Annotated in this window: 15 protein-coding genes; 12 read left to right on the forward strand and 3 right to left on the reverse strand. The window is 70.2% G+C overall.

Features of this window, described 5'->3' with window-relative positions; translation table 11 throughout:
• Positions 1 to 101 precede the first annotated feature (101 nt).
• From KQY30_RS27620 to KQY30_RS27630, 3 genes are all read left to right on the forward strand, one after another.
• On the forward strand, positions 102 to 668 hold the full coding sequence (locus KQY30_RS27620; protein WP_217311361.1) for a TerD family protein: 567 nt from the start codon (positions 102 to 104) through the stop codon (positions 666 to 668).
• 176 nt (positions 669 to 844) lie between these two features.
• Complete coding sequence (locus tag KQY30_RS27625) at positions 845 to 2,869, forward strand: TerD family protein (RefSeq protein WP_217309170.1); 2,025 nt, start codon at positions 845 to 847, stop codon at positions 2,867 to 2,869.
• A gap of 222 nt (positions 2,870 to 3,091) precedes the next feature.
• Positions 3,092 to 4,159, forward strand: coding sequence for a TerC family protein (locus tag KQY30_RS27630; protein ID WP_254407351.1), 1,068 nt, complete (start codon positions 3,092 to 3,094; stop codon positions 4,157 to 4,159).
• Here KQY30_RS27630 and KQY30_RS27635 read toward each other — a convergent pair.
• The 3 genes from KQY30_RS27635 to KQY30_RS27645 all read right to left on the reverse strand — a co-directional run bounded on the left by KQY30_RS27635 (position 4,149) and on the right by KQY30_RS27645 (position 6,643).
• Entirely contained in the window at positions 4,149 to 5,204 is a 1,056-nt protein-coding gene (locus KQY30_RS27635) for a S66 peptidase family protein (protein WP_217309171.1), read from the reverse strand. The two genes, KQY30_RS27630 and KQY30_RS27635, sit on opposite strands and share 11 nt — an antisense overlap.
• 88 nt (positions 5,205 to 5,292) lie before the next feature.
• Positions 5,293 to 5,946, reverse strand: coding sequence for an MBL fold metallo-hydrolase (locus KQY30_RS27640; protein ID WP_217309172.1), 654 nt, complete (start codon positions 5,944 to 5,946; stop codon positions 5,293 to 5,295).
• A 10-nt stretch (positions 5,947 to 5,956) separates the two neighbouring features.
• Positions 5,957 to 6,643, reverse strand: coding sequence for a maleylpyruvate isomerase family mycothiol-dependent enzyme (locus KQY30_RS27645; RefSeq protein WP_217309173.1), 687 nt, complete (start codon positions 6,641 to 6,643; stop codon positions 5,957 to 5,959).
• Between the two features lie 228 nt (positions 6,644 to 6,871).
• Between KQY30_RS27645 and uvrA the strand changes: the two genes are divergently transcribed.
• From uvrA to pgk, 9 genes are all read left to right on the forward strand, one after another.
• Positions 6,872 to 9,817 carry an excinuclease ABC subunit UvrA gene (gene uvrA / locus KQY30_RS27650; RefSeq protein ID WP_217309174.1) on the forward strand — a complete coding sequence of 982 codons (2,946 nt, stop codon included), beginning with the start codon at positions 6,872 to 6,874 and terminating at the stop codon, positions 9,815 to 9,817.
• A gap of 212 nt (positions 9,818 to 10,029) precedes the next feature.
• Positions 10,030 to 10,458 carry a Rieske (2Fe-2S) protein gene (locus tag KQY30_RS27655; protein WP_046495589.1) on the forward strand — a complete coding sequence of 143 codons (429 nt, stop codon included), beginning with the start codon at positions 10,030 to 10,032 and terminating at the stop codon, positions 10,456 to 10,458.
• Between the two features lie 392 nt (positions 10,459 to 10,850).
• Entirely contained in the window at positions 10,851 to 12,929 is a 2,079-nt protein-coding gene (gene uvrC / locus KQY30_RS27660; RefSeq protein WP_217309175.1) for an excinuclease ABC subunit UvrC, read from the forward strand.
• Positions 12,926 to 13,864: an RNase adapter RapZ gene (gene rapZ / locus KQY30_RS27665; protein WP_217309176.1), complete on the forward strand. Its 939-nt coding sequence runs from the start codon at positions 12,926 to 12,928 to the stop codon at positions 13,862 to 13,864. Before uvrC ends, rapZ begins: the two co-directional genes overlap by 4 nt.
• 26 nt (positions 13,865 to 13,890) lie before the next feature.
• Entirely contained in the window at positions 13,891 to 14,895 is a 1,005-nt protein-coding gene (gene yvcK, locus KQY30_RS27670) for a uridine diphosphate-N-acetylglucosamine-binding protein YvcK (protein ID WP_254407704.1), read from the forward strand.
• Positions 14,886 to 15,875 (forward strand): DNA-binding protein WhiA, encoded by a 990-nt coding sequence (gene whiA / locus KQY30_RS27675; protein WP_046495602.1) that lies wholly within the window; start codon positions 14,886 to 14,888, stop codon positions 15,873 to 15,875. Before yvcK ends, whiA begins: the two co-directional genes overlap by 10 nt.
• Positions 15,876 to 16,043: 168 nt before the next feature.
• Positions 16,044 to 18,995, forward strand: coding sequence for a M14 family metallopeptidase (locus KQY30_RS27680; protein WP_217309178.1), 2,952 nt, complete (start codon positions 16,044 to 16,046; stop codon positions 18,993 to 18,995).
• 181 nt (positions 18,996 to 19,176) lie between these two features.
• Positions 19,177 to 20,181 carry a type I glyceraldehyde-3-phosphate dehydrogenase gene (gene gap, locus KQY30_RS27685; protein ID WP_046495607.1) on the forward strand — a complete coding sequence of 335 codons (1,005 nt, stop codon included), beginning with the start codon at positions 19,177 to 19,179 and terminating at the stop codon, positions 20,179 to 20,181.
• Positions 20,182 to 20,330: 149 nt separating this feature from the next.
• Positions 20,331 to 21,551 carry a phosphoglycerate kinase gene (gene pgk / locus KQY30_RS27690; protein WP_217309179.1) on the forward strand — a complete coding sequence of 407 codons (1,221 nt, stop codon included), beginning with the start codon at positions 20,331 to 20,333 and terminating at the stop codon, positions 21,549 to 21,551.
• Positions 21,552 to 21,555 lie beyond the last annotated feature (4 nt).

The raw sequence follows: 21,555 nt of genomic DNA on the forward strand, positions 1-21,555 counted from the left end.
TGCTGCGCAACCGCACGGACGGTTGCGGGGGAACCATCGAGAGGGGACAGCGCGTGGTGGACGTATCCAAGGGCAGTGCGCCCGGGGGTCCTGGCGTCAATCTGACCAAGGGACAGGCCATCAGCCTGGAGAAGAAGGGCGGCGGCAGCCTGACCGCGGTGCGTATGGGGCTCGGCTGGCAGGCCGCGCCGCGCCGGGGCCTGTTCGGCTCCCGCACCCGTGAGATCGACCTGGACGCGTCGGCGGTGCTGTTCGCCGACAAGCAGCCGGTCGACGTGGTCTTCTTCCGCCATCTCGTCAGCGACGACGGCTCGGTGAGGCACACCGGCGACAATCTGGTCGGCGGCGCGGGGCAGGGCGGGGACGACGAGTCGATCCTCGTCGACCTCCAGCGGGTGCCGGTCCATATCGACCAGATCGTCTTCACGGTGAACTCCTTCACCGGCCAGACGTTCCAGGAGGTGCAGAACGCCTTCTGCCGCATCGTCGACGAGACCAACGGCCAGGAGCTGGCGCGGTACACGCTCGACGGCGGCGGCCAGTACACCGCGCAGATCATGGCGAAGGTGCACCGTGCGGGCGGGGGCTGGCAGATGACGGCGCTGGGCACTCCGGCCAACGGCCGTACGTTCCAGGACCTGATGCCGTCGATCCTGCCGCATCTGTAGGACGCACCGCACAACACGCGCAGCTCCCGGACGTCGGATCGCCGGGAGCTGCACGGCTGCCGTACGCCGGTACACGCGCACATCCGCAGAGCACCATCCCGACACGACATCCACATCCGTAGCCGGACAACTCCGTAGCCGGACAACGACGTACAACTGACGAGGGGACAGAGGCGATGACGGCCGAGCTGGTCCGGGGGCAGAACCACCCCCTGCCCCACACCCGCCTGGAGATCCGGGTGACGGCCGGCGCACCGGTCATGGCCTGTGCCACGCTCGCCGACGCCCAGGGCACCGTGCGCGGCACCGAGTGGATCGCCCACCCCGGCTCGCCCACCCTCCCGGGCGTGGAGGTGTCACGTCAGGCCGCCGCCGGGCTGCGCTTCCATGTCGACCTGGAGGCCGTGCCCGCGCAGGCGCATCTCGTGCGGGTGCTGCTCGCCCTGCCGGAGGGAGCGGGCGGCCCCGACCGTTTCGGCGCCACTGCGGCCCCCTTCGCCTCCGTCACCTCCACTGATGGCACCGAGATCGCCAGCTTCACCCTGACCGGCCTGGACGCCGAGTCCGCCGTGGTCGCGTTGGAGCTGTACCGCCGCCAGGGCGCCTGGAAGGTCCGCGCCGTCGGCCAGGGGTACGCGGGAGGGCTCGCGGAGCTGTTCGGCGACCACGGCCTGACCCAGGCCCGTGCCTTCGCCGCCGGCATCCAGGAGGCGGTGGCCCGGCACCTCGCCAGCACGGTGCAGATACCGCGGCCCAGTACGCAGGACGGGGTACGGATCAGGTCCGAGGGGCTGCCCTCGTCGGCGGCGCCCGGCCCGGCCACCGCACCGGGCCCGGCCGCCCAGAGCGGCGCCACGGTCCCCCAGCCACTGGCCCCCGCGCCGCAGCCCGCGCCCGACGCCGTACCGCAGCCGGCCGGCACCCCGGGGCCCGGTACGGGCGGAACGCCCGCGGCGGGAGGCTCCGGCGGCACCGGCGGCGCGGTCAACTACACACATCCGGGGCGGCGGACCTCCGCGCCCCCGACGCCGCCCCCGGCCGCTCCGCCCGCCGAGCCCGGCCGCCCGCCCCGCCCGGTCGCGGGCGACGCCACGGGCTGGTCCATGGACGAGCGGCTCTACAACCAGGTCTGGGGCATGTTCGAGGACCTGGCCCGCGCCGTCGCCTCGTACCGCAGCGCCATGGACTTCGCCGAGTCCCGGATGGACCAGGAGCTGGACCGCGTCCTGTCCGACCCCCGCAGCCGGATCGGCGGCGCGGGCGACGCGGCTCGGGAAGCGGCCCGCGCCAAGCACGACCAGCTCGCCGCCCAGGCCCGCGAGGTCCTCGACCGCGATCTCGCCCAGCTCGTCGCCGAGTCCGAGGTCGTCGAGCCCGCCCTGCCCGCCGCGTACGCCCGCTGGGACAACCCCGTCTGGCACGCCTACCGGGTCCCCATGGAGATCCCGATGGCGCTGCGCCTCGGCGATGTCCATCTTCCCGAGCGGGCCGATCTGCGGATCCCGATGCTGGTGCGGCTGCCGCTGGAGCGCGGGCTCTGGGTGGACAGCGGCCGGTCCGGTTCCGAGGCCGCCCTGATGATGGACGAGGCCCAGCTCCGCGGGCTCGCCATGGACACCGCGGTCGCACACGCGGGGCGGCTCCTTGCCGTGTATCCGCCCGGCGAGTTCACGGTCCATGTCATCGACCCGGCCGGTTCCGCGACGCGTTCGCTGGCCCCGCTGACCGCCTCGGGCGCCCTCGCGGCGCCGCCCGCGGCCGGTGCCGCCGGGGTGGCGTCGGTCCTCGGCAAGCTCACCCAGCGGGTGGATCTGGTGCAGATGGCGGTGCGCGGCGGGGCCGCGGAGTCGCTGCCGCCCGGTCTGGACACCGCCGAGCAGCTTCTGATCGTCAATGACTTCCCGCACGGCTTCGACGACCGGGCGGTGACCCAGCTCCGCTATCTCGCCGACGAGGGCCCGGCGGTCGGCGTGCATCTGCTGATGGTCGCGGACCGCGAGGACGCCAGCGCGTACGGGCCGGTGCTGGACCCGCTCTGGCGGTCCCTGCTCCGGATCACCCCGGTGCCCGACGACCATCTGGCCGACCCGTGGGTGGGGCACGCCTGGACGTACGAGCCTCCCGCCGTCCCGCCGGGCAGCCGGGTGCTGTTCCAGGTGCTGGAACAGGTGGCCGCGGCCCGTCGCTCCTGGCGCCGCTGATCAGCACAGTCAACGCCCGTTGACCTTGCTCTTTACCTTTCTTTGGTCTTTCCTGTACTCTCTTTTGGAACGGAGGGGAGTACTCCCATCTCGCGGCGTACCCGTCAATACGGACCGCAATCGGTCCCGGGGCGCCGGCCCGGCAGCGGTGACGCCGTCCGGGTGGAGGAGACCTCCGGCAGCGACGACGCTGATCAGTAGCCGTACGAAGCCGGAGGCACAGTGGACGTATCCCTGACCCTGTGGGCGCTGACCATCCTTGGTCTGTCCGCCCTGATCGCGGTCGACTTCTTCATCGGGCGCAAACCCCATGACGTGTCGGTCAAGGAAGCCGGTATCTGGACGGTCGTCTGGATCGCCCTCGCCGTGCTGTTCGGCCTCGGCCTGATGCTGTTCGGTACGGGGCAGGCGTCCGGCGAGTTCTTCGCGGGCTTCATCACCGAGAAGTCGCTCAGCGTCGACAACCTCTTCGTCTTCGTCCTGATCATGGCGAAGTTCTCGGTGCCCTCGCATCTCCAGCAGCGCGTGCTGCTGATAGGTGTGCTGATCGCCCTGGTCCTGCGCGCGGTCTTCATCGCCGCGGGCGCCGCGATCATCGCCAGCTTCTCGTGGGTCTTCTTCATCTTCGGCGCGTTCCTGATCTACACCGCCTGGAAGCTGATCCAGGAGGCGCGCTCGGGTGAGGAGGAAGAGGAGTTCGAGGAGAACCGTCTGCTGAAGTCCATCGAGAAGCGGTTCGGAGTTGCCGACAAGTACCACGGCACCAAGCTGTTCATCAGGAACAACGGCAAGCGGGTGCTGACCCCGCTGATGGTGGTCATGCTGGCCATCGGCACCACCGATGTGCTGTTCGCGCTGGACTCCATACCCGCGATCTTCGGGCTGACCCAGGACCCGTACATCGTTTTCACCGCCAACGCCTTCGCGCTGATGGGTCTGCGGCAGCTCTACTTCCTCATCGGCGGCCTGCTGAAGAAGCTGGTGCACCTCAGCTACGGTCTGTCGGTGATCCTGGGCTTCATCGGTGTGAAGCTGGTGCTGCACGCGCTGCACGAGACCGGGGTGCATGTCCCCGAGATCTCCATACCGGTCTCGCTCGCGGTCATCTGCGGTGTCCTGATCGTCACCACGATCACCAGCCTGATCGCCTCCAGGAAGCAGGCGGAACGCGAGGCACTGGCCGCCACGGCCGCCACGGACACCGGGACCGGCGCGCAGGGCAACGCCGACACCGACAGCAGCGGCAGCACCGGCGGCACCGACAGCGCGGACAGCACGCTCAGTAGGTGACGCCGATACGCCGCCCGCGTCCGTCCACCCGTACCTGGCCGCCGTAAGGGATCACCAGTTGCGGATCGGTGTGCCCGAAGTCCACATCGAAGACGGCGAGTGTCTCCGGCGCGTACGCCGCGAGTGCGCGCAGGACGGCAGCCCGCTGCTCCCGCGCGTACCGGGCCGCTTCCTCGGGGCTGTTGGGGCGGGCGAACGACCAGGTCTTGGGCCGTCCCATCAGAAGCGCGGGAAAGCGCCGCAGCAGCCCGCGCTCGCCCATGCTGCGCAGGATCCGGAACACCTCGTCGGCGGCCGGCATGTCCTCCGAGGTCTCCAGCACCAGCACACAGCCGTCGTACACGGAGAGATCGCCCCGGATCTCCCGGTCCGCCATCAGCAGCCAGGAGAGAATCTCCAGATTGCCGCCCCAGCTACGGCCCTCCACGACCCGTTCGGGGCCGTGCCAGCTCCAGCCGCCGCCCGGCCGGGTCTCCGGTTCGACCGCCAGGGCCGCCGCGTCCGCCCAGTCGACGTCCCTGTCGCGGAACCGCTCGGCGGGGCGCAGCTCGTACGGCCCCGAGGCGAAGAGCGCGGCCCGCAGCGACTCGGCTGTCAGCGGATCCATTGCCCCCGGCCGGCCCAGCTCGCACATCACGCTCGCGCCGTGGTAGCCGACGATCCCGGTGTTCCACAGATACGCCAGCAGATTGGTGTTGTCGCTGAAGCCGAAGAAGGGCTTGGGGTTGGCCCGGATCAACTCCCGGTCCAGCAGCGGCAGTACGGTGATCTGGTCGTCCCCGCCGATGCTCGCCATCACGGCCTTCACCGTCGGATCCGCGAAGGCCGCGTGGATGTCGTCGGCCCGCTCCCGGGGCGTCGAGTCCGTCTTCCGGGTCGTCGGATACTCGACGGGCACCAGCCCGAAGTCCTTCCGCAGCCGGTCGAGTCCCAGCTCGTACGGAAGGGGAAACTGCCCGGGCAGTCCGGAGGACGGCGAGATCACAGCGATCCGGTCGCCGGGACGGGGCTTGGACGGGTACAGCGGGCGTACGGGACTCGGCATGGACCGAGGGTAGGGACGCCGCCCTGCCGTCTTCGACTGGTTTATCGGCCGGGCGGCGCCGGATGTCACCGGGGTACTGCCGGGTGGGTCACCAGCCGCGGGCGCGCCAGGCCGGGAGGTGCGGGCGTTCGGCGCCGAGGGTGGTGTCGTTTCCGTGGCCCGGGTAGATCCAGGTCTCGTCGGGCAGCGGGCCGAAGATCTTGGCTTCCAGGCCGTCCATCAGGCTGGTGAAGTCCGCCGGCTCCGTCGTCCTGCCGGGGCCGCCGGGGAAGAGGCAGTCACCCGTGAACACGTGCGGGTGGCCGTGCGGGTCGTCGTAGACCAGCGCGATGGAGCCCGGGGTGTGGCCCACCAGGTGCAGTGCGGTCAGCCCGATCTCCCCGACCCGGACGGTGTCCCCGTCCTCGACGAGCACATCGGTCGGTACGGGAATGCCCTCGGCGTCGTACCGGCCCGCGTACGTACGGGCACCGGTGGCCCCCACGACCTCGGCGAGCGCCTGCCAGTGGTCGCCGTGCCGGTGCGTGGTGACCACGGACGCGATGCCGTCGTCGCCGATCAGCGTCAGCAGGGTCGCGGCGTCATTGGCCGCGTCGATCAGAAGCTGCTCGCCGGTCGCCCGGCAGCGCAGCAGATAGGCATTGTTTTCCATCGGCCCGACGGCGACCTTGGAGATCATCAGGGCGGTCAGCTCATGCACATCCGCCGGCCCGCCGACCTTCACCGCTCCGCTGTACGTCATAAGGATCAGCCTATAGCGGAGGCAGTACGGGCAGGGGGCCGCCGGAGAACTCCAGGGAGGCCCCGTCGCGGCGGCCCGCGAGCCAGCCCATCAGGTCCGCGGCGGGACCGGTCACCGGCAGCGGGTCGCCCTCCGCCGCGCCCGTGCGCCAGGTGCGGCCGTCGGACGCCTTGAGGGTCAGCGGCGGGACCGAGGGGGTCCCGGAGAAGCGCTGCGCCAGGAAGTCGATCTCGCGGGCCACGAACTCCTCGGACAGGTCCTCCAGATCGCGGCCGAGACCGAGATCGACATGGTGCAGCTCCACCTCGATCAGCCGCCGGAACGGAATCCGGGCCGCCGCGTCCGTCACACCGTTGCGCAGCTCGACGGTCCGGTTCCAGTCCGCGGGCACGGAAGCGGAATGCAGGAAGCGCGCGGCGGTGTTACGTACATCGGCGAGCTGTACACCGAGGGGGCGGGGCGCGTCCCGCTCGATGTCCGCGTCGCGGGTGGCCGCGTCCACGTACATGGGCCGCCCTTCGAGAACATTGACCAAGGCGTCCGCGTTCCGGGCGAGATGGGCCAGGACATGCCCCCGGCTCCAGCCGGGGAGGCGGGACGGCGCGGCGAGGCCCGCGGGGTCCAGTGCCGCGGCGGCGCCCAGGAGCAGCTCGGTGGCTTCGGTGACGCATGCCAGATCCCGCATGTGGTCGATCATGGCGCAGACGATAGCCCTGCCACTCGATCGGGTGAAGCGGATCCGGCCCGTCCAAAAATCGAATGCGCGTGCTATAGGCTCGGGAGAGGCATCCTGGCATGTAGGCAATTCCGAGTCCGGCGCTTCCGCGCCGGGCGATCCACCTGTTGGCAACCATCGCTCTGGCGACCCCCATAGTCTGGGAAGGGGGCTCCGCCCCTGCTTCTCATAAGAAAGGTGCGGACCGGCGTGGCCGACCGTCTCATCGTCCGTGGCGCGCGCGAGCACAATCTCAAGAACGTGTCGCTCGACCTCCCCCGTGACTCCCTCATCGTCTTCACCGGGCTCTCCGGGTCGGGCAAGTCCTCCCTCGCGTTCGACACGATCTTCGCCGAGGGCCAGCGACGGTACGTGGAGTCGCTCTCCTCGTACGCCCGGCAGTTCCTCGGCCAGATGGACAAGCCGGATGTCGACTTCATCGAAGGGCTCTCCCCGGCCGTCTCCATCGACCAGAAGTCGACCTCGCGCAACCCGCGCTCGACGGTCGGCACGATCACCGAGGTCTACGACTACCTCCGGCTGCTGTTCGCCCGGATCGGCAAGCCGCACTGCCCCCAGTGCGGCCGGCCGATCTCCCGCCAGTCGCCGCAGGCCATCGTGGACCGGGTGCTCGAACTGCCGGAGGGCAGCCGTTTCCAGGTCCTGTCCCCGCTGGTGCGCGAGCGCAAGGGCGAGTTCGTCGATCTCTTCGCCGACCTCCAGACCAAGGGGTACAGCCGGGCCAGGGTCGACGGGCAGACCGTCCAGCTCACCGAGCCGCCCACGCTCAAGAAGCAGGAGAAGCACACCATCGAGGTGGTCGTCGACCGTCTCACGGTGAAGGACAGCGCCAAGCGCCGGCTGACCGACTCGGTCGAGACCGCGCTCGGACTCTCCGGCGGCATGGTCGTGCTCGACTTCGTCGACCTCCCCGAGGACGACCCCGAGCGCGAGCGGATGTACTCGGAGCATCTCTACTGCCCGTACGACGACCTCTCCTTCGAGGAGCTGGAGCCCCGCTCCTTCTCCTTCAACTCGCCCTTCGGCGCCTGCCCCGACTGCACCGGTATCGGTACGCGCATGGAGGTCGACCCGGAGCTGGTCGTCCCGGACGAGGAGCGGTCGCTCGACGAGGGCGCGATCCACCCCTGGTCGCACGGCCACACCAAGGAGTACTTCGGCCGGCTGATCGGCGGCCTCGCCCAGGCCCTCGGGTTCCGTACGGACATCCCCTGGGCCGGACTGCCGCAGCGGGCCAAGAAGGCCCTGCTGTACGGGCACAAGACCCAGGTCGAGGTCCGCTACCGGAACAGGTACGGGCGGGAGCGCGCCTATACGACCCCCGCCTTCGAAGGTGCCGTCTCCTTTGTGAAGCGGCGGCACACCGAGGCCGAGAGCGACTCCAGCAGGGAGCGCTTCGAGGGCTATATGCGCGAGGTGCCCTGCCCGACCTGTGAGGGCACGCGGCTCAAGCCGATCGTGCTCGCGGTCACGGTCATGGACAAGTCCATCGCGGAGGTCTCGGCGCTCTCGATCAGCGACTGCGCGGAGTTCCTCGGCCGGCTCACGCTGAACGCCCGGGACAAGAAGATCGCCGAGCGGGTGCTCAAGGAGGTCAACGAACGGCTGAGGTTCCTGGTCGACGTCGGCCTGGACTATCTCTCGCTCAACCGCGCGGCAGGCACCCTCTCCGGCGGCGAGGCGCAGCGTATCCGGCTCGCGACCCAGATCGGCTCGGGGCTGGTCGGGGTGCTCTATGTGCTGGACGAGCCGTCCATCGGGCTGCACCAGCGGGACAACCACCGGCTCATCGAGACCCTGGTCCGGCTCCGGGACATGGGCAACACCCTGATCGTCGTGGAGCACGACGAGGACACCATCAAGGTGGCCGACTGGGTGGTCGACATCGGCCCCGGCGCGGGCGAGCACGGCGGCAAGGTGGTGCACTCCGGGCCGCTGAAGGGGCTGCTGGCCAACAAGGAGTCGATGACCGGCCAGTATCTGGCCGGCAAGAGGTCCATCCCGACCCCGGTCATCCGCAGGCCGGTCGATCCGGAGCGCAGGCTGACCGTGCACGGAGCGCGGGAGAACAATCTGCGGGACATCGATGTGTCGTTCCCGCTGGGCGTGTTCACGGCGATCACCGGTGTCTCGGGCTCCGGCAAGTCGACACTGGTCAACGACATCCTCTACACCCATCTCGCGCGCGAGCTGAACGGCGCGAAGTCGGTGCCGGGCCGGCACACCCGGGTCGCCGGGGACGACCTGGTGGACAAGGTGGTCCATGTCGACCAGTCGCCCATCGGCCGTACGCCCCGGTCCAACCCGGCCACGTACACCGGGGTGTTCGACCATGTCCGGAAGCTCTTCGCGGAGACGATGGAGGCCAAGGTCCGCGGTTATCTCCCGGGACGGTTCTCCTTCAATGTCAAGGGCGGCCGGTGCGAGAACTGCGCGGGCGACGGCACGATCAAGATCGAGATGAACTTCCTGCCGGACGTCTATGTGCCGTGCGAGGTCTGCCACGGGGCGCGGTACAACAGGGAGACCCTGGAGGTGCACTACAAGGGCAAGTCCATCGCCGAGGTGCTGGACATGCCGATCGAGGAGGCCCTCGACTTCTTCGAGGCCGTCCCGACGATCTCGCGTCACCTGCGGACGCTCAACGAGGTCGGCCTCGGTTATGTACGGCTCGGCCAGTCCGCGCCGACCCTCTCGGGCGGTGAGGCCCAGCGTGTGAAGCTGTCCAGCGAACTCCAGAAGCGCTCCACGGGCCGTACGGTCTATGTCCTGGACGAGCCCACGACCGGTCTGCACTTCGAGGACATCAGCAAGCTGATCACCGTTCTGTCGGGTCTGGTCGAGAAGGGCAACACGGTGATCGTCATCGAGCACAACCTCGATGTGATCAAGACCGCGGACTGGGTGATCGACATGGGACCCGAAGGCGGCAACGGCGGCGGCCTGGTGATCGCGGAAGGCACACCGGAGCAGGTGGCGGGAGTCCCGGCCAGCCACACCGGAAAGTTCCTGCGGGAGATCCTGGACGCGGACCGGATCAGCGACGCGGCACCGCTGAAGAAGACCGCGGCCCGGAAGACGGCGGCGAAGAAGACGGCGGCGAAGAAGACCACCGCGTCCTCGCGCGGCGCCTGACACGGCTGTCGCGTCCGGCCCGGCTGTCCCGGCCCGACCCCGATCCGGCGGCTGTCCCGTCCGGCTGTCGCCTGATCGCTTCGAGGGACAGCCGTACGGCTACCCGCCCCGGGGCGGCGGCCACCCGCCCGGGGGCGGCCCCCGGGCGGGCGCCGAAAGCGGGCGGGTAGTGTCGGGTATGTCTTTGATCCGCCCTGACCTGGGGAGACACCATGACCGGCCCGTCCGCGCCTCGTCGTACCGTACTGAAGGGGGTCGCGCTCGCCGGGGCGGCCGGGGCCGGGCTGGCGGCGTGTTCCACCGAGTCCAAGCTCGGGCATGCCGAGGACCCCACGCCCAGCGAGCCCGTCGGGCTCGGCGCGGCGGACGAGGTGCCGGTCGGCGGGGCCAAGCTCTACCGGGAGCAGCGGCTGGTGGTGAGCCGCCCGGCGCCGGACGAGTACCGGGCGTTCAGCGCGCAGTGCACCCACGCGGGCTGCCTCCTGGAGAAGCTGGAGGGCACGGTCGGTGACTGCCCCTGCCACGGCAGCAAATTCGATGTCACCACCGGCGAGGCGGTCCACGGCCCGGCGACCGTACCCCTTCCGAAGGTCCCGGTCACCATCGAGGGCGGCAAGCTGATCGCCGGCCCCAAGGCCTGAGGCCCGGCCGGCCCCGGGCCCACAGCCGGAAACCCGGACACGCACGGTCGGAAACCCGGACGCGCACAGCCGGGAACCCGGACGCACACCGCCGAACGCCCGGGCACACACCGTCGGAAACCCGAGCACACACGGCCTGAAGTCCCCGGACCCCTGGGCCGTGTCTGGCACATAGCGTCGTCCGCCCGCAGGGCGGGGCGGGCGGCGGCTGGTGCGTGCGATCGCAAGGCGGAGGATCGCCCGCGTACTGGACGTACTCGGGCGACTCCGACAACGCCGCGAGCGTGCGTGCCAGGCGTCGCGCGCCAGACGGGATGTGGCAGACACGGCCCAGGCGCCCGCCGTACCCCGGCGCGGCCACACTGTCCGTCCCCGACAGTAGGGTGGACGGCATGGCCGACCCCTCCAGCTACCGCCCCAAGCCGGGACAGATCCCCGACTCGCCGGGGGTCTACAAATTCCGCGACGATCACCGCCGGGTGATCTACGTCGGGAAGGCGAAAAGCCTGCGCCAGCGGATCGCCAACTACTTCCAGGACCTCGCGAGCCTGCACCCGCGCACTCGCTCCATGGTCACCACGGCGGCCTCCGTCGAGTGGACCGTCGTCTCGACCGAGGTCGAGGCGCTCCAGCTCGAATACTCCTGGATCAAGGAGTTCGACCCCCGCTTCAACGTCAAGTACCGCGACGACAAGAGCTATCCCTCACTCGCCGTCACCCTCAACGAGAAGTACCCCCGCGTCCAGGTCATGCGGGGCGCCAAGAAGAAGGGCGTGCGCTACTTCGGACCGTACGGACACGCCTGGGCCATCCGCGAGACCGTCGACCTGATGCTCCGTGTGTTCCCCGTACGGACCTGCTCCGCGGGCGTGTTCAAGAACGCCGAGCGGACCGGCCGCCCCTGCCTGCTCGGCTATATCGGCAAGTGCTCGGCGCCCTGCGTCGGCCGGGTCACCCCCGAGGAGCACCGCGAACTGGCCGAGGAGTTCTGCGACTTCATGGCCGGCCGCACCGGTACGTACCTCCGCCGCCTGGAGAAGCAGATGGCCGAGGCGGCCGACGACATGGAGTACGAGAAGGCCGCCCGGCTGCGGGACGACATAGGCGCGCTGCGCCGCGCGATGGAGAAGAACGCGGTCGTGCTCGCCGACGCCACCGACGCCGATCTGATCGCGGTCGCCGAGGACGAGCTGGAAGCCGCCGTGCAGATCTTCCATGTCCGCGGCGGACGCGTCCGCGGCCAGCGCGGGTGGGTCACCGACAAGGTCGAGGCCGTCGAGACGGCGGGCCTGGTCGAGCACGCGCTCCAGCAGCTCTACGGCGAGGAGAGCGGCGACTCCGTCCCCAAGGAGGTCCTCGTCCCCGCCCTGCCGGAGGACACCGACGCCGTCACCCAGTGGCTGAGCGATCGCCGGGGCTCCCAGGTCTCCCTGCGGATACCGCAGCGCGGCGACAAGAAGGACCTGATGGAGACGGTCGGGCGCAATGCCCAGCAGGCGCTCGTCCTGCACAAGACCAAGCGCGCCAGCGATCTGACCACCCGCTCCCGGGCTCTGGAGGAGATCGCGGAGGCGCTCGGTCTGGACAGCGCGCCGCTGCGTGTCGAGTGCTTCGACATCTCGCACCTCCAGGGCGACGACGTGGTGGCGTCCATGGTGGTCTTCGAGGACGGCCTCGCGCGCAAGAGCGAGTACCGCCGCTTCCAGATCAAGGGCTTCGAGGGGCAGGACGACGTACGGTCGATGCACGAGGTGATCAGCCGCCGCTTCAAGCGGTATCTCGTGGAGAAGACCCGTACGGGGGAGTGGCCCGAAGAGGAACCCGAGGAGTCCGAGCCGTCCGTGGGCGAGGGTCCGGCTCCCGAGGCAAACGGGTCCCCGGGCGGCCGCGGAAACGGCTCGGCACCCGGCGGCGACACCCACGAGATCCTGTCCCGCACCGACGACGACGGCCGCCCCAAGCGCTTCGCCTATCCGCCCCAGCTCGTCGTGGTCGACGGTGGACAGCCCCAGGTCGCGGCGGCCAAGCGAGCCCTCGACGAGCTGGGCATCGACGATGTCGCCGTCTGCGGTCTCGCCAAGCGCCTCGAAGAGGTCTGGCTGCCCGAGGACGACGATCCGGTGGTCCTGCCCCGCTCCAGCGAGGGCCTCTACCTGCTCCAGCGGGTACGGGACGAGGCGCACCGCTTCGCCATCACCTATCAGCGGACCAAGCGTGCCAAGCGCGTCAGGTCCAGCCCGCTGGACGATGTCCCGGGCCTCGGAGAGTCCCGCAAACAGGCGCTCATCAAGCATTTCGGCTCGGTGAAGCGGCTGCGGGGCGCGACAATCGACCAGATCTGCGAAGTACCGGGCCTGGGCCGCAAGACGGCCGAGTCCATCGTCGTGGCCCTCGCGAACGCGGCCCCGGCGGCACCGGCCGTGAACACGGCAACAGGAGAGATCATGGAAGACAACGGGGGCAGCACATGACCGAGCACGACCGGGACGGAGCGGAGCACGTGAGTACGGGCAGCACGAAGGAGACCGGTGACACCGGCGACGCGGCCATTCCCGAGCTGGTGATCATCTCCGGGATGTCCGGCGCGGGCCGCAGCACCGCGGCCAAGTGCCTGGAGGACCTGGGCTGGTTCGTCGTGGACAACCTGCCGCCCGCGCTGATCCCCACCATGGTGGAGCTGGGCGCGCGCTCGCAGGGCAATGTGGCCCGGATCGCGGTCGTCGTGGACGTGCGCGGCCGGCGGTTCTTCGACAACCTCCGCGAGTCCCTCGCCGACCTCGACGCCAAGGAGGTCACCCGGCGGATCGTCTTCCTGGAGTCGTCCGACGAGGCGCTCGTCCGCCGCTTCGAGTCCGTACGGCGTCCGCACCCGCTCCAGGGCGACGGCCGGATCGTGGACGGCATCGAGGCCGAGCGCGATCTGCTGCGCGAGCTGCGCGGCGACGCCGATCTGGTGATCGACACCTCCAGCCTCAATGTGCACGAGCTGCGCGCCAAGATGGACGCCCAGTTCGCCGGTGACGAGAAGCCGGAGCTGCGGGCCACCGTGATGTCCTTCGGCTACAAGTACGGACTGCCGGTCGACGCCGACCTGGTGGTGGACTGCCGCTTCCTGCCCAATCCGCACTGGGTCCCGGAGCTGCGCCCGTACACCGGACTGAACGAGGAGGTGTCCGCGTATGTTTTCAACCAGCCGGGCGCCAAGGAGTTCCTCGACCGCTACACCGAACTGCTCCAGCTCATCGCCGCCGGATACCGGCGCGAGGGCAAGCGCTATGTGACCGTCGCGGTCGGCTGTACGGGCGGCAAGCACCGCTCCGTCGCCATGTCCGAGAAGGTCGCCGCCCGCCTCGTCTCCGCGGGGATCGAGACCGTCGTCGTCCACCGGGACATGGGGCGCGAGTGACCGCACGCACCTTCCGTACGCGCCGGCTGCGCAGGGGAGCCCCCGCGTTGTCGGCGCGCGGGCGCGGTGCCCAGCCGAAGGTCGTCGCCCTCGGCGGCGGCATGGGCCTGTCCGCCTCCCTGGCGGCGCTGCGCCGCATTACGGGGGATCTCACCGCGGTTGTCACCGTCGCCGACGACGGAGGGTCCAGCGGCCGGCTCAGGGCGGAGCTGGGCGTGCTGCCGCCCGGCGATCTGCGCAAGGCCCTGGCGGCGCTCTGCGGCGACGACGACTGGGGCCAGACCTGGGCCCGGGTGATCCAGCACCGCTTCCAGTCGCAGGGCGACCTCCATGAGCACGCGGTGGGAAATCTGCTGATCGTCGCCCTGTGGGAGCAGCTCGGCGACCATGTGCAGGCGCTCGACCTGGTCGGCAAGCTGCTCGGCGCGCACGGCAGGGTGCTGCCCATGTCCGCCGTACCGCTGGAGCTTCAGGCGCTCGTACGGGGCCACGACCCGGCGTACCCCGACGAGGTGAACACGGTGCGTGGCCAGGCGACGGTCGCGCTCACCCCGGGCGAGGTGCAGTCGGTGCATCTCGTGCCGCACGACCCGCCGGCCGTCCCGGAGGCGGTCGCCGCGGTCCGGGACGCCGACTGGGTGGTGCTCGGCCCGGGCTCCTGGTTCTCCTCGGTGATCCCGCATCTGCTGGTGCCCGAGCTGCTCGAAGCGCTCATGGAGACCAAGGCCCGCCGGGTCCTCTCGCTCAACCTCGCACCGCAGCCCGGTGAAACCGATGGCTTCTCACCGCAGCGTCATTTGGAGGTTTTGGGGCGACACGCCCCTAAACTCGCCCTGGACGTGGTGCTGGCCGACAAGGCCGCCGTGCCCGACCGTGAGTCACTCTCCGACGCCGCCAGCCGGTTCGGTGCCGCGGTCGAGCTGGCGCCGGTGGCAGCGCACGACAGTTCCGCGGTCCATGATCCGGAACTGTTGGCAGCCGCGTACGACCGTATTTTTCGGATGCATGGAAGGATCGGCCCATGGCGATGACGCCAGCGGTGAAGGACGAGATCGCCCGCCTCCCCGTCACCCGGACGTGCTGCAGGAAGGCGGAGGTCTCGGCGATTCTTCGGTTCGCGGGCGGGCTGCACCTGGTGAGCGGCCGCATTGTGATCGAGGCGGAGCTGGACACCAGCATCGCCGCGCGCAGGCTCCGCAAGGACATCCTGGAGATCTTCGGGCACAACTCCGAGCTGGTGGTGATGGCACCCGGCGGGCTGCGCCGCGGCAGCCGTTACGTCGTACGGGTGATCACCGGGGGTGATCAGCTCGCCCGGCAGACCGGTCTGGTCGACGGCCGCGGGCGCCCGATCAGGGGGCTGCCCCCGCAGGTCGTCTCGGGGGCGACCTGTGACGCGGAAGCCGCCTGGCGCGGGGCGTTCCTGGCCCATGGCTCGCTCACCGAGCCGGGCCGCTCCTCCTCGCTGGAGGTGACCTGCCCGGGGCCGGAGGCCGCCCTGGCGCTCGTCGGCGCCGCCCGCAGGCTCCAGATCGCCGCGAAGGCCCGCGAGGTGCGCGGGGTGGACCGGGTGGTCGTACGGGACGGGGACGCGATCGGCGCGCTGCTGACGCGGCTCGGGGCGCACGAGTCGGTGCTCGCCTGGGAGGAGCGCCGGATGCGCCGGGAGGTCCGCGCCACGGCCAACCGCCTCGCCAACTTCGACGACGCGAATCTGCGCCGCTCCGCGCGCGCCGCGGTCGCCGCGGGTGCCCGGGTGCAGCGCGCGCTGGAGATCCTCGGCGAGGAGGTCCCGGAGCATCTCGCCGCCGCGGGCCGGCTGCGGATGGAACACAAGCAGGCCTCCCTGGAGGAGCTGGGCGCGCTCGCCGACCCGCCGCTGACGAAGGACGCGGTCGCGGGCCGGATCAGACGGCTGCTGGCCATGGCCGACAAGCGGGCGCAGGACCTCGGGATCCCGGGTACGGAGTCCAATCTGAGCGAGGAGCTGGCCGACGGTCTCGTCGGCTGATCCACGCCCGCCCTCAGCGGCCTCTCATGGTCAACTGCCCGCCGCCGGCACCGAGTCAGGTGCCGGCGGCGGCATTTCATGGCATCCACACACACCCTTGACATGATCATGAAGCCTGGTCAGCCTGTCGTCAGTTCTCGGACGTGCAGACGACAACAAGAGGGGCACATGAGACGTAGAGCGAGATCGATACTCGCCGCAGGCGCGCTGCTGCTCGCCGGTGTGACGGCGGCGCCCGCCGCCCAGGCGCGGACCGGATCCGGGCCCGCCGCCGGCGCGGACGCGGTGAAGGTCTTCGAGGCCGAGGTCACCCAGGAGCAGATACCCCTGCTTCTCGCGGCCGGCCAGGACGCCCATGAGTTCACCGAGCGGGCGCCTGAGCAGGGGACGGCGAAGGTCGAGCTGTTCCTCACCGACGCCCAGGCGCGCGGCCTGGAGAAGCAGGGCGTCGAGGTGACCGAGCGTACGGTTCCCGAGCGGGCCAGGGCCCGGGCGAGCGCGGCCGGCGACGGGGTGTTCCGTCCGTACAGCGGCGCCGGCGGTATCAAGGCGGAGATCGCCGAGACCGGGCAGGCCAACCCCGGTATCACCAAGGTCGTCTCCATCGGCAAGACCGTCCAGGGCCAGGACATCCTCGCCCTCAAGCTCACCAAGGGCGCGCGCACCACCAAGGACGGCAGCAAGCCGTCCGTGCTCTACATGTCCAACCAGCACGCCCGGGAGTGGATCACTCCCGAGATGACACGCCGTCTGATGCACCACTACATCGACAACTACGGCAAGGACCCGAGGATCACCAGGATCGTCGACTCCACCGAGCTGTGGTTCGTCATCTCCGCCAACCCCGACGGCTACGACTACACCCACAGTTCGGACAGCGCCCGCCTCTGGCGCAAGAACCTGCGTGACGTCAACGGCGACGGCGTCATCACCTCCGGCGACGGTGTCGACCTCAACCGGAACTTCTCCTACAAGTGGGGCTACGACAACGAGGGTTCGTCCCCGGACCCCGCCAACGAGACCTACCGCGGCGCGGGGCCCAACTCCGAGCCCGAGACGCAGGCGATCGACCGCTTCGAGAAGCGGATCGACTTCGACTACGGCATCAACTACCACTCCGCCGCCGAACTGCTCCTCTACGGCGTGGGCTGGCAGGTCGCCACCCCGACCCCCGACGACATCCTCTACAAGGCGCTCGCGGGCACGCCCGAGAACTCCGCGATCCCCGGCTACTACCCGCAGGTCTCCTCCGAGCTGTACACCACCAACGGTGAGGCCGACGGGCACGCGGCGAACGTCAATGGAACGATGATGTTCACCCCGGAGATGACCACCTGCCAGACCGCGTCCGACAGCGATCCCAATGACGCGTGGGTGGCCAGGGACTGCCGCTCCGGATTCAACTTCCCGGACGACGAGAAGCTGATCCAGGCCGAGTTCGCCAAGAACATCCCCTTCGCGCTCGCCGTCGCCGAGACCGCCTCGCACCCGGACCAGCCGTCCTCCTCGGTCGGTCTGACCGCGCCCGACTTCACTCTCGACCCGTTCACCACCTCGTACGCGCGCGGCGCCGACCAGGAGGTCTCCGTCACCGCACGCTCCTCGGTGCGCGACAAGGAGCTGAACTACCGGATCAACGGCGGCCGTACGCAGGACGAGAACCTCAAGGCCTGGAAGGGCGGCGAGACCTACGGCGGCGAGGACAACCTCCACTTCGACCAGTACCGCGCCGAGGTCGAGGACGCGGAGCCCGGCGACACCGTCGAGGTCTGGTTCACCGGACGGACGAAGAGCGGGAAGTCCGTCTCCAGCGAGCACTTCACGTACACCGTGGCCGAACGCCCCCGCGCCGACACGCTCGTGATCGCCGAGGAGGGCGCGCCCGCGCAGCAGACCCGCGCCTACACGGACGCCCTGCGCGCCAACGGGCGTACCGCAGTGGTCTGGGACGTCGCCGCCCAGGGCGCACCGCACCCGCTGGGTGTGCTCAGCCACTTCTCCACGGTGGTCCACTACACCGGCGCCGTGGCCCCCGGCGGACCCACCCAGCTCGCCGTCCGCGACTTCCTGAACGAGGGCGGAAAGCTCGTCGAAGCCGGTGAGCTGGCCGGCGGCAACGCCACGGTCGGACGCGCCGCGACCAATGACTTCAGCCAGTACTACCTGGGCGCGTACGGGCGTACGTCCCTCTCCGGCGCGACCGGGTTCAGCGGCGCCGGAGCGCTCTCCGGAGCCGTCGGCGCGCTCGGCGCGGCCCCCGGCAACCCGCTGAACGCGGCGGGCGGCTACACGGTCACCTCCGACACCCTCGCCCCGGAGACCTTCCCGCAGTTCCGCAGCGCGGCCGGAGGGTCGTACACCGGGATCGCCAACCCGTACGCCCCGTACCAGGGTCAGTGGATGGCCGCGGCCACGCACCAGGACAACGCCTGGCGCCGGCTCACCCGTACCGTCGACCTGACCGGCGTCACCGCGGCCGACAAGCCGGAGCTGCGCCTCGCGCTCAACTGGAACACCGAGCCGGGGTACGACCACGCCGTCCTGGAGGCCCACACCGCGGGGGCCGACAACTGGACGACCCTGCCCGAGGCCGGCGGCGCGACCAGCACCTCCGTCCCCGCCGAGTGCGAGGCCGGGTTCTTCCTCGAAGGCCACCCGTTCCTCGGCCGCTATCTGACCCTCGGCGACGACGGCTGCACCGCGACCGGCACCAGCGGCGCGTGGAACAGCCTCACCGGCACCTCCAACGGCTGGAAGCAGGTCTCCTTCGACCTGAGCGCCTACGCGGGCACCAAGGCCGAGCTGTCGCTGAGCTACATCACCGACCCCGGCAGCGGCGGGCGCGGACTCCTGGCGGACAACGCGCGGCTCGTCGTGGGCGGCGCGGAGCAGGCTCCCGAGGGCTTCGAGACCTCGCTGGGGGCCTGGACCGTGGCGGGCGCGCCGGAGGGCAGCCCGGCGGTGCCGGGCGGCTGGGCGCGTACCCAGGAGCTCTTCAAGTCGTACGCCTCGGTCACCACGCGTGACACCGTGCTGCTCGGGTTCGGTCTGGAGCACATCCAGGACCCGGCGGAGCGCGCGGCGGTGCTCGGCAAGGCGCTGCGGGCCCTGCGCCACTGACCCGTACACGCGTCCGTACAGCGGCCCGTACCCGTACCGACGGGTACGGGCCGCTGCCCGTTCGCAGTGCCTCTCGATGTCACCACGCGGTCCGCGGAGAGGTAGGGTCATAAGCGGTCGGGGACATCCCATACAACTCGCCGGCGTCGAAACCCGGCGTACCTAACGAGGAGATCGGTTCGTGACGATCCGCGTAGGCATCAACGGCTTTGGCCGCATCGGTCGTAACTACTTCCGCGCGCTGCTGGAGCAGGGTGCAGACATCGAGATCGTGGCTGTCAACGACCTGGGTGACACTGCGACCACGGCGCACCTTCTGAAGTACGACACCATCCTGGGACGCCTCAAGGCCGAGGTGACCCACACCGCCGACACGATCACCGTCGACGGCCACACGATCAAGGTGCTCTCCGAGCGCAACCCGGCCGACATCCCCTGGGGCGAGCTGGGCGTCGACATCGTCATCGAGTCGACCGGCATCTTCACCAAGAAGGCGGACGCCGAGAAGCACATCGCCGGTGGCGCCAAGAAGGTCCTCATCTCGGCCCCGGCCAAGGACGAGGACATCACCATCGTGATGGGCGTCAACCAGGACAAGTACGACGCGGCCAGCCACCACGTCATCTCCAACGCCTCCTGCACCACCAACTGTGTGGCGCCGATGGCCAAGGTTCTCCTGGAGAACTTCGGCATCGTCAAGGGCATGATGACCACGGTCCACGCGTACACCAACGACCAGCGCATCCTGGACTTCCCGCACAAGGACCTGCGCCGCGCCCGTGCCGCCGCGGAGAACATCATCCCGACCACCACCGGTGCCGCCAAGGCCACCGCGCTGGTGATCCCGGAGCTGGCGGGCAAGCTCGACGGCATCGCGATGCGCGTCCCGGTCCCGACCGGTTCCGTCACCGACCTGGTCATCGAGCTGGAGCGCGAGGTGACCAAGGACGAGGTCAACACCGCGTTCCAGAAGGCCGCCGAGGGCCAGCTCAAGGGCATCCTGGACTACACCGAGGACCAGATCGTCTCCTCGGACATCGTCAACTGGCCGGCCTCCTGCACCTTTGACTCCTCCCTGACCATGGTCCAGGGCAAGAACGTCAAGGTCATCGGCTGGTACGACAACGAGTGGGGCTACTCCAACCGGCTGGTCGACCTGACCGTCTTCGTCGGCGGGCAGCTCTGATCCAGGGCCGCTGAGCTCGGGTCCGGCAGGTATCTCGATATGAGCGACAGGGCTCGGCCGGCGCACATGGCGCCGTTCGAGCCCTGTCGGCCTGTCCGGACGTCCCAAGGACAGTCCCAAGGTCAGACATCCCAAGGAGTCCAGCAGAGATGAAGACGATCGACGAACTTCTCGCCGAAGGGGTCGGCGGCAAGCGCGTATTCGTCCGCGCCGACCTCAACGTGCCGCTCGACGGCGCCACCATCACCGACGACGGCCGGATCCGGGCCGTCCTGCCGACGGTCGCCCGGCTCGCCGAGGCCGGCGCCCGGGTGATCGTCGCCTCCCACCTGGGCCGCCCCAAGGGCGCCCCGGACCCCGCCTTCTCCCTCGCGCCCGCCGCCGCGCGCCTCGGTGAACTCCTCGGCGGCCCGGCCGGCGACGTGGCGTTCGCGACCGACACGGTCGGCGAGTCCGCCAGGGCCGTGGTCGAGGGCCTCGCCGACGGGCGGGTGGCCGTCATCGAGAACCTCCGCTTCAACCCGGGCGAGACCTCGAAGGACGACGCCGAGCGCGGCGCCTTCGCGGACCAGCTCGCCGAGCTGGCCGATCTCTATGTGGGCGACGGCTTCGGCGCCGTACACCGCAAGCACGCCTCGGTCTTCGACCTGCCGGCCCGGCTGCCGCACGCCGCGGGCGGACTGATCGCCACCGAGGTCGCCGTGCTGAAGAAGCTCACGGACGACGTCCGGCGGCCGTACGCGGTGGTCCTCGGCGGCGCCAAGGTCTCCGACAAGCTCGGGGTCATCGACCACCTCCTGGAGAAGGCCGACCGCATCCTGATCGGCGGCGGCATGCTCTTCACGTTCCTCAAGGCGCAGGGCCACGAGATCGGCTCCTCGCTGGTCCAGGAGGACCAGATCCCGGCCGTCCAGGAGTATCTGAAGCGGGCCGAGGCGCGCGGGGTGGAGTTCGTGCTCCCCGTGGACGTCCTGGTCGCCGCCGAGTTCCCGGACCTGAAGACCAAGGCGCCCGCGCACCCCGAGACGGTGGCCGCGGACGCCATCCCGGCCGGGAAGATGGGCCTGGACATCGGCCCGGAGACCGGCCGGCTCTACGCCTCGAAGCTCCTCGACGCCGGGACCGTCTTCTGGAACGGCCCCATGGGCGTCTTCGAGCACCCCGACTACGCCGAGGGCACCCGGGCCGTCGCCCAGGCGCTCGTCGACTCCCCGGGCTTCTCCGTGGTCGGCGGCGGCGACTCCGCCGCGGCCGTCCGCATCCTGGGCTTCGACGAGAACGCATTCGGCCATATTTCGACCGGCGGCGGCGCGAGCCTCGAATACCTCGAAGGCAAGACGCTTCCCGGCCTCGCCGCACTGGAGGACTGACCCC

The sequence above is a fragment of the Streptomyces sp. GMY02 genome (assembly GCF_019056675.1).
Lineage (GTDB): Bacteria > Actinomycetota > Actinomycetes > Streptomycetales > Streptomycetaceae > Streptomyces > Streptomyces odonnellii.

Excerpts from the sequence above, each read along its gene's own strand:
- whiA (WP_046495602.1), top strand. The coding sequence starts at position 14,886 with ATGGCGATGACGCCAGCGGTGAAGGACGAGATCGCCCGCCTCCCCGTC.
- pgk (WP_217309179.1), top strand. The coding sequence starts at position 20,331 with ATGAAGACGATCGACGAACTTCTCGCCGAAGGGGTCGGCGGCAAGCGC.
- KQY30_RS27640 (WP_217309172.1), bottom strand. The coding sequence starts at position 5,946 with ATGACGTACAGCGGAGCGGTGAAGGTCGGCGGGCCGGCGGATGTGCAT.
- KQY30_RS27625 (WP_217309170.1), top strand. The coding sequence starts at position 845 with ATGACGGCCGAGCTGGTCCGGGGGCAGAACCACCCCCTGCCCCACACC.
- KQY30_RS27655 (WP_046495589.1), top strand. The coding sequence starts at position 10,030 with ATGACCGGCCCGTCCGCGCCTCGTCGTACCGTACTGAAGGGGGTCGCG.
- KQY30_RS27645 (WP_217309173.1), bottom strand. The coding sequence starts at position 6,643 with ATGATCGACCACATGCGGGATCTGGCATGCGTCACCGAAGCCACCGAG.
- KQY30_RS27680 (WP_217309178.1), top strand. The coding sequence starts at position 16,044 with ATGAGACGTAGAGCGAGATCGATACTCGCCGCAGGCGCGCTGCTGCTC.
- rapZ (WP_217309176.1), top strand. The coding sequence starts at position 12,926 with ATGACCGAGCACGACCGGGACGGAGCGGAGCACGTGAGTACGGGCAGC.
- KQY30_RS27635 (WP_217309171.1), bottom strand. The coding sequence starts at position 5,204 with ATGCCGAGTCCCGTACGCCCGCTGTACCCGTCCAAGCCCCGTCCCGGC.
- uvrC (WP_217309175.1), top strand. The coding sequence starts at position 10,851 with ATGGCCGACCCCTCCAGCTACCGCCCCAAGCCGGGACAGATCCCCGAC.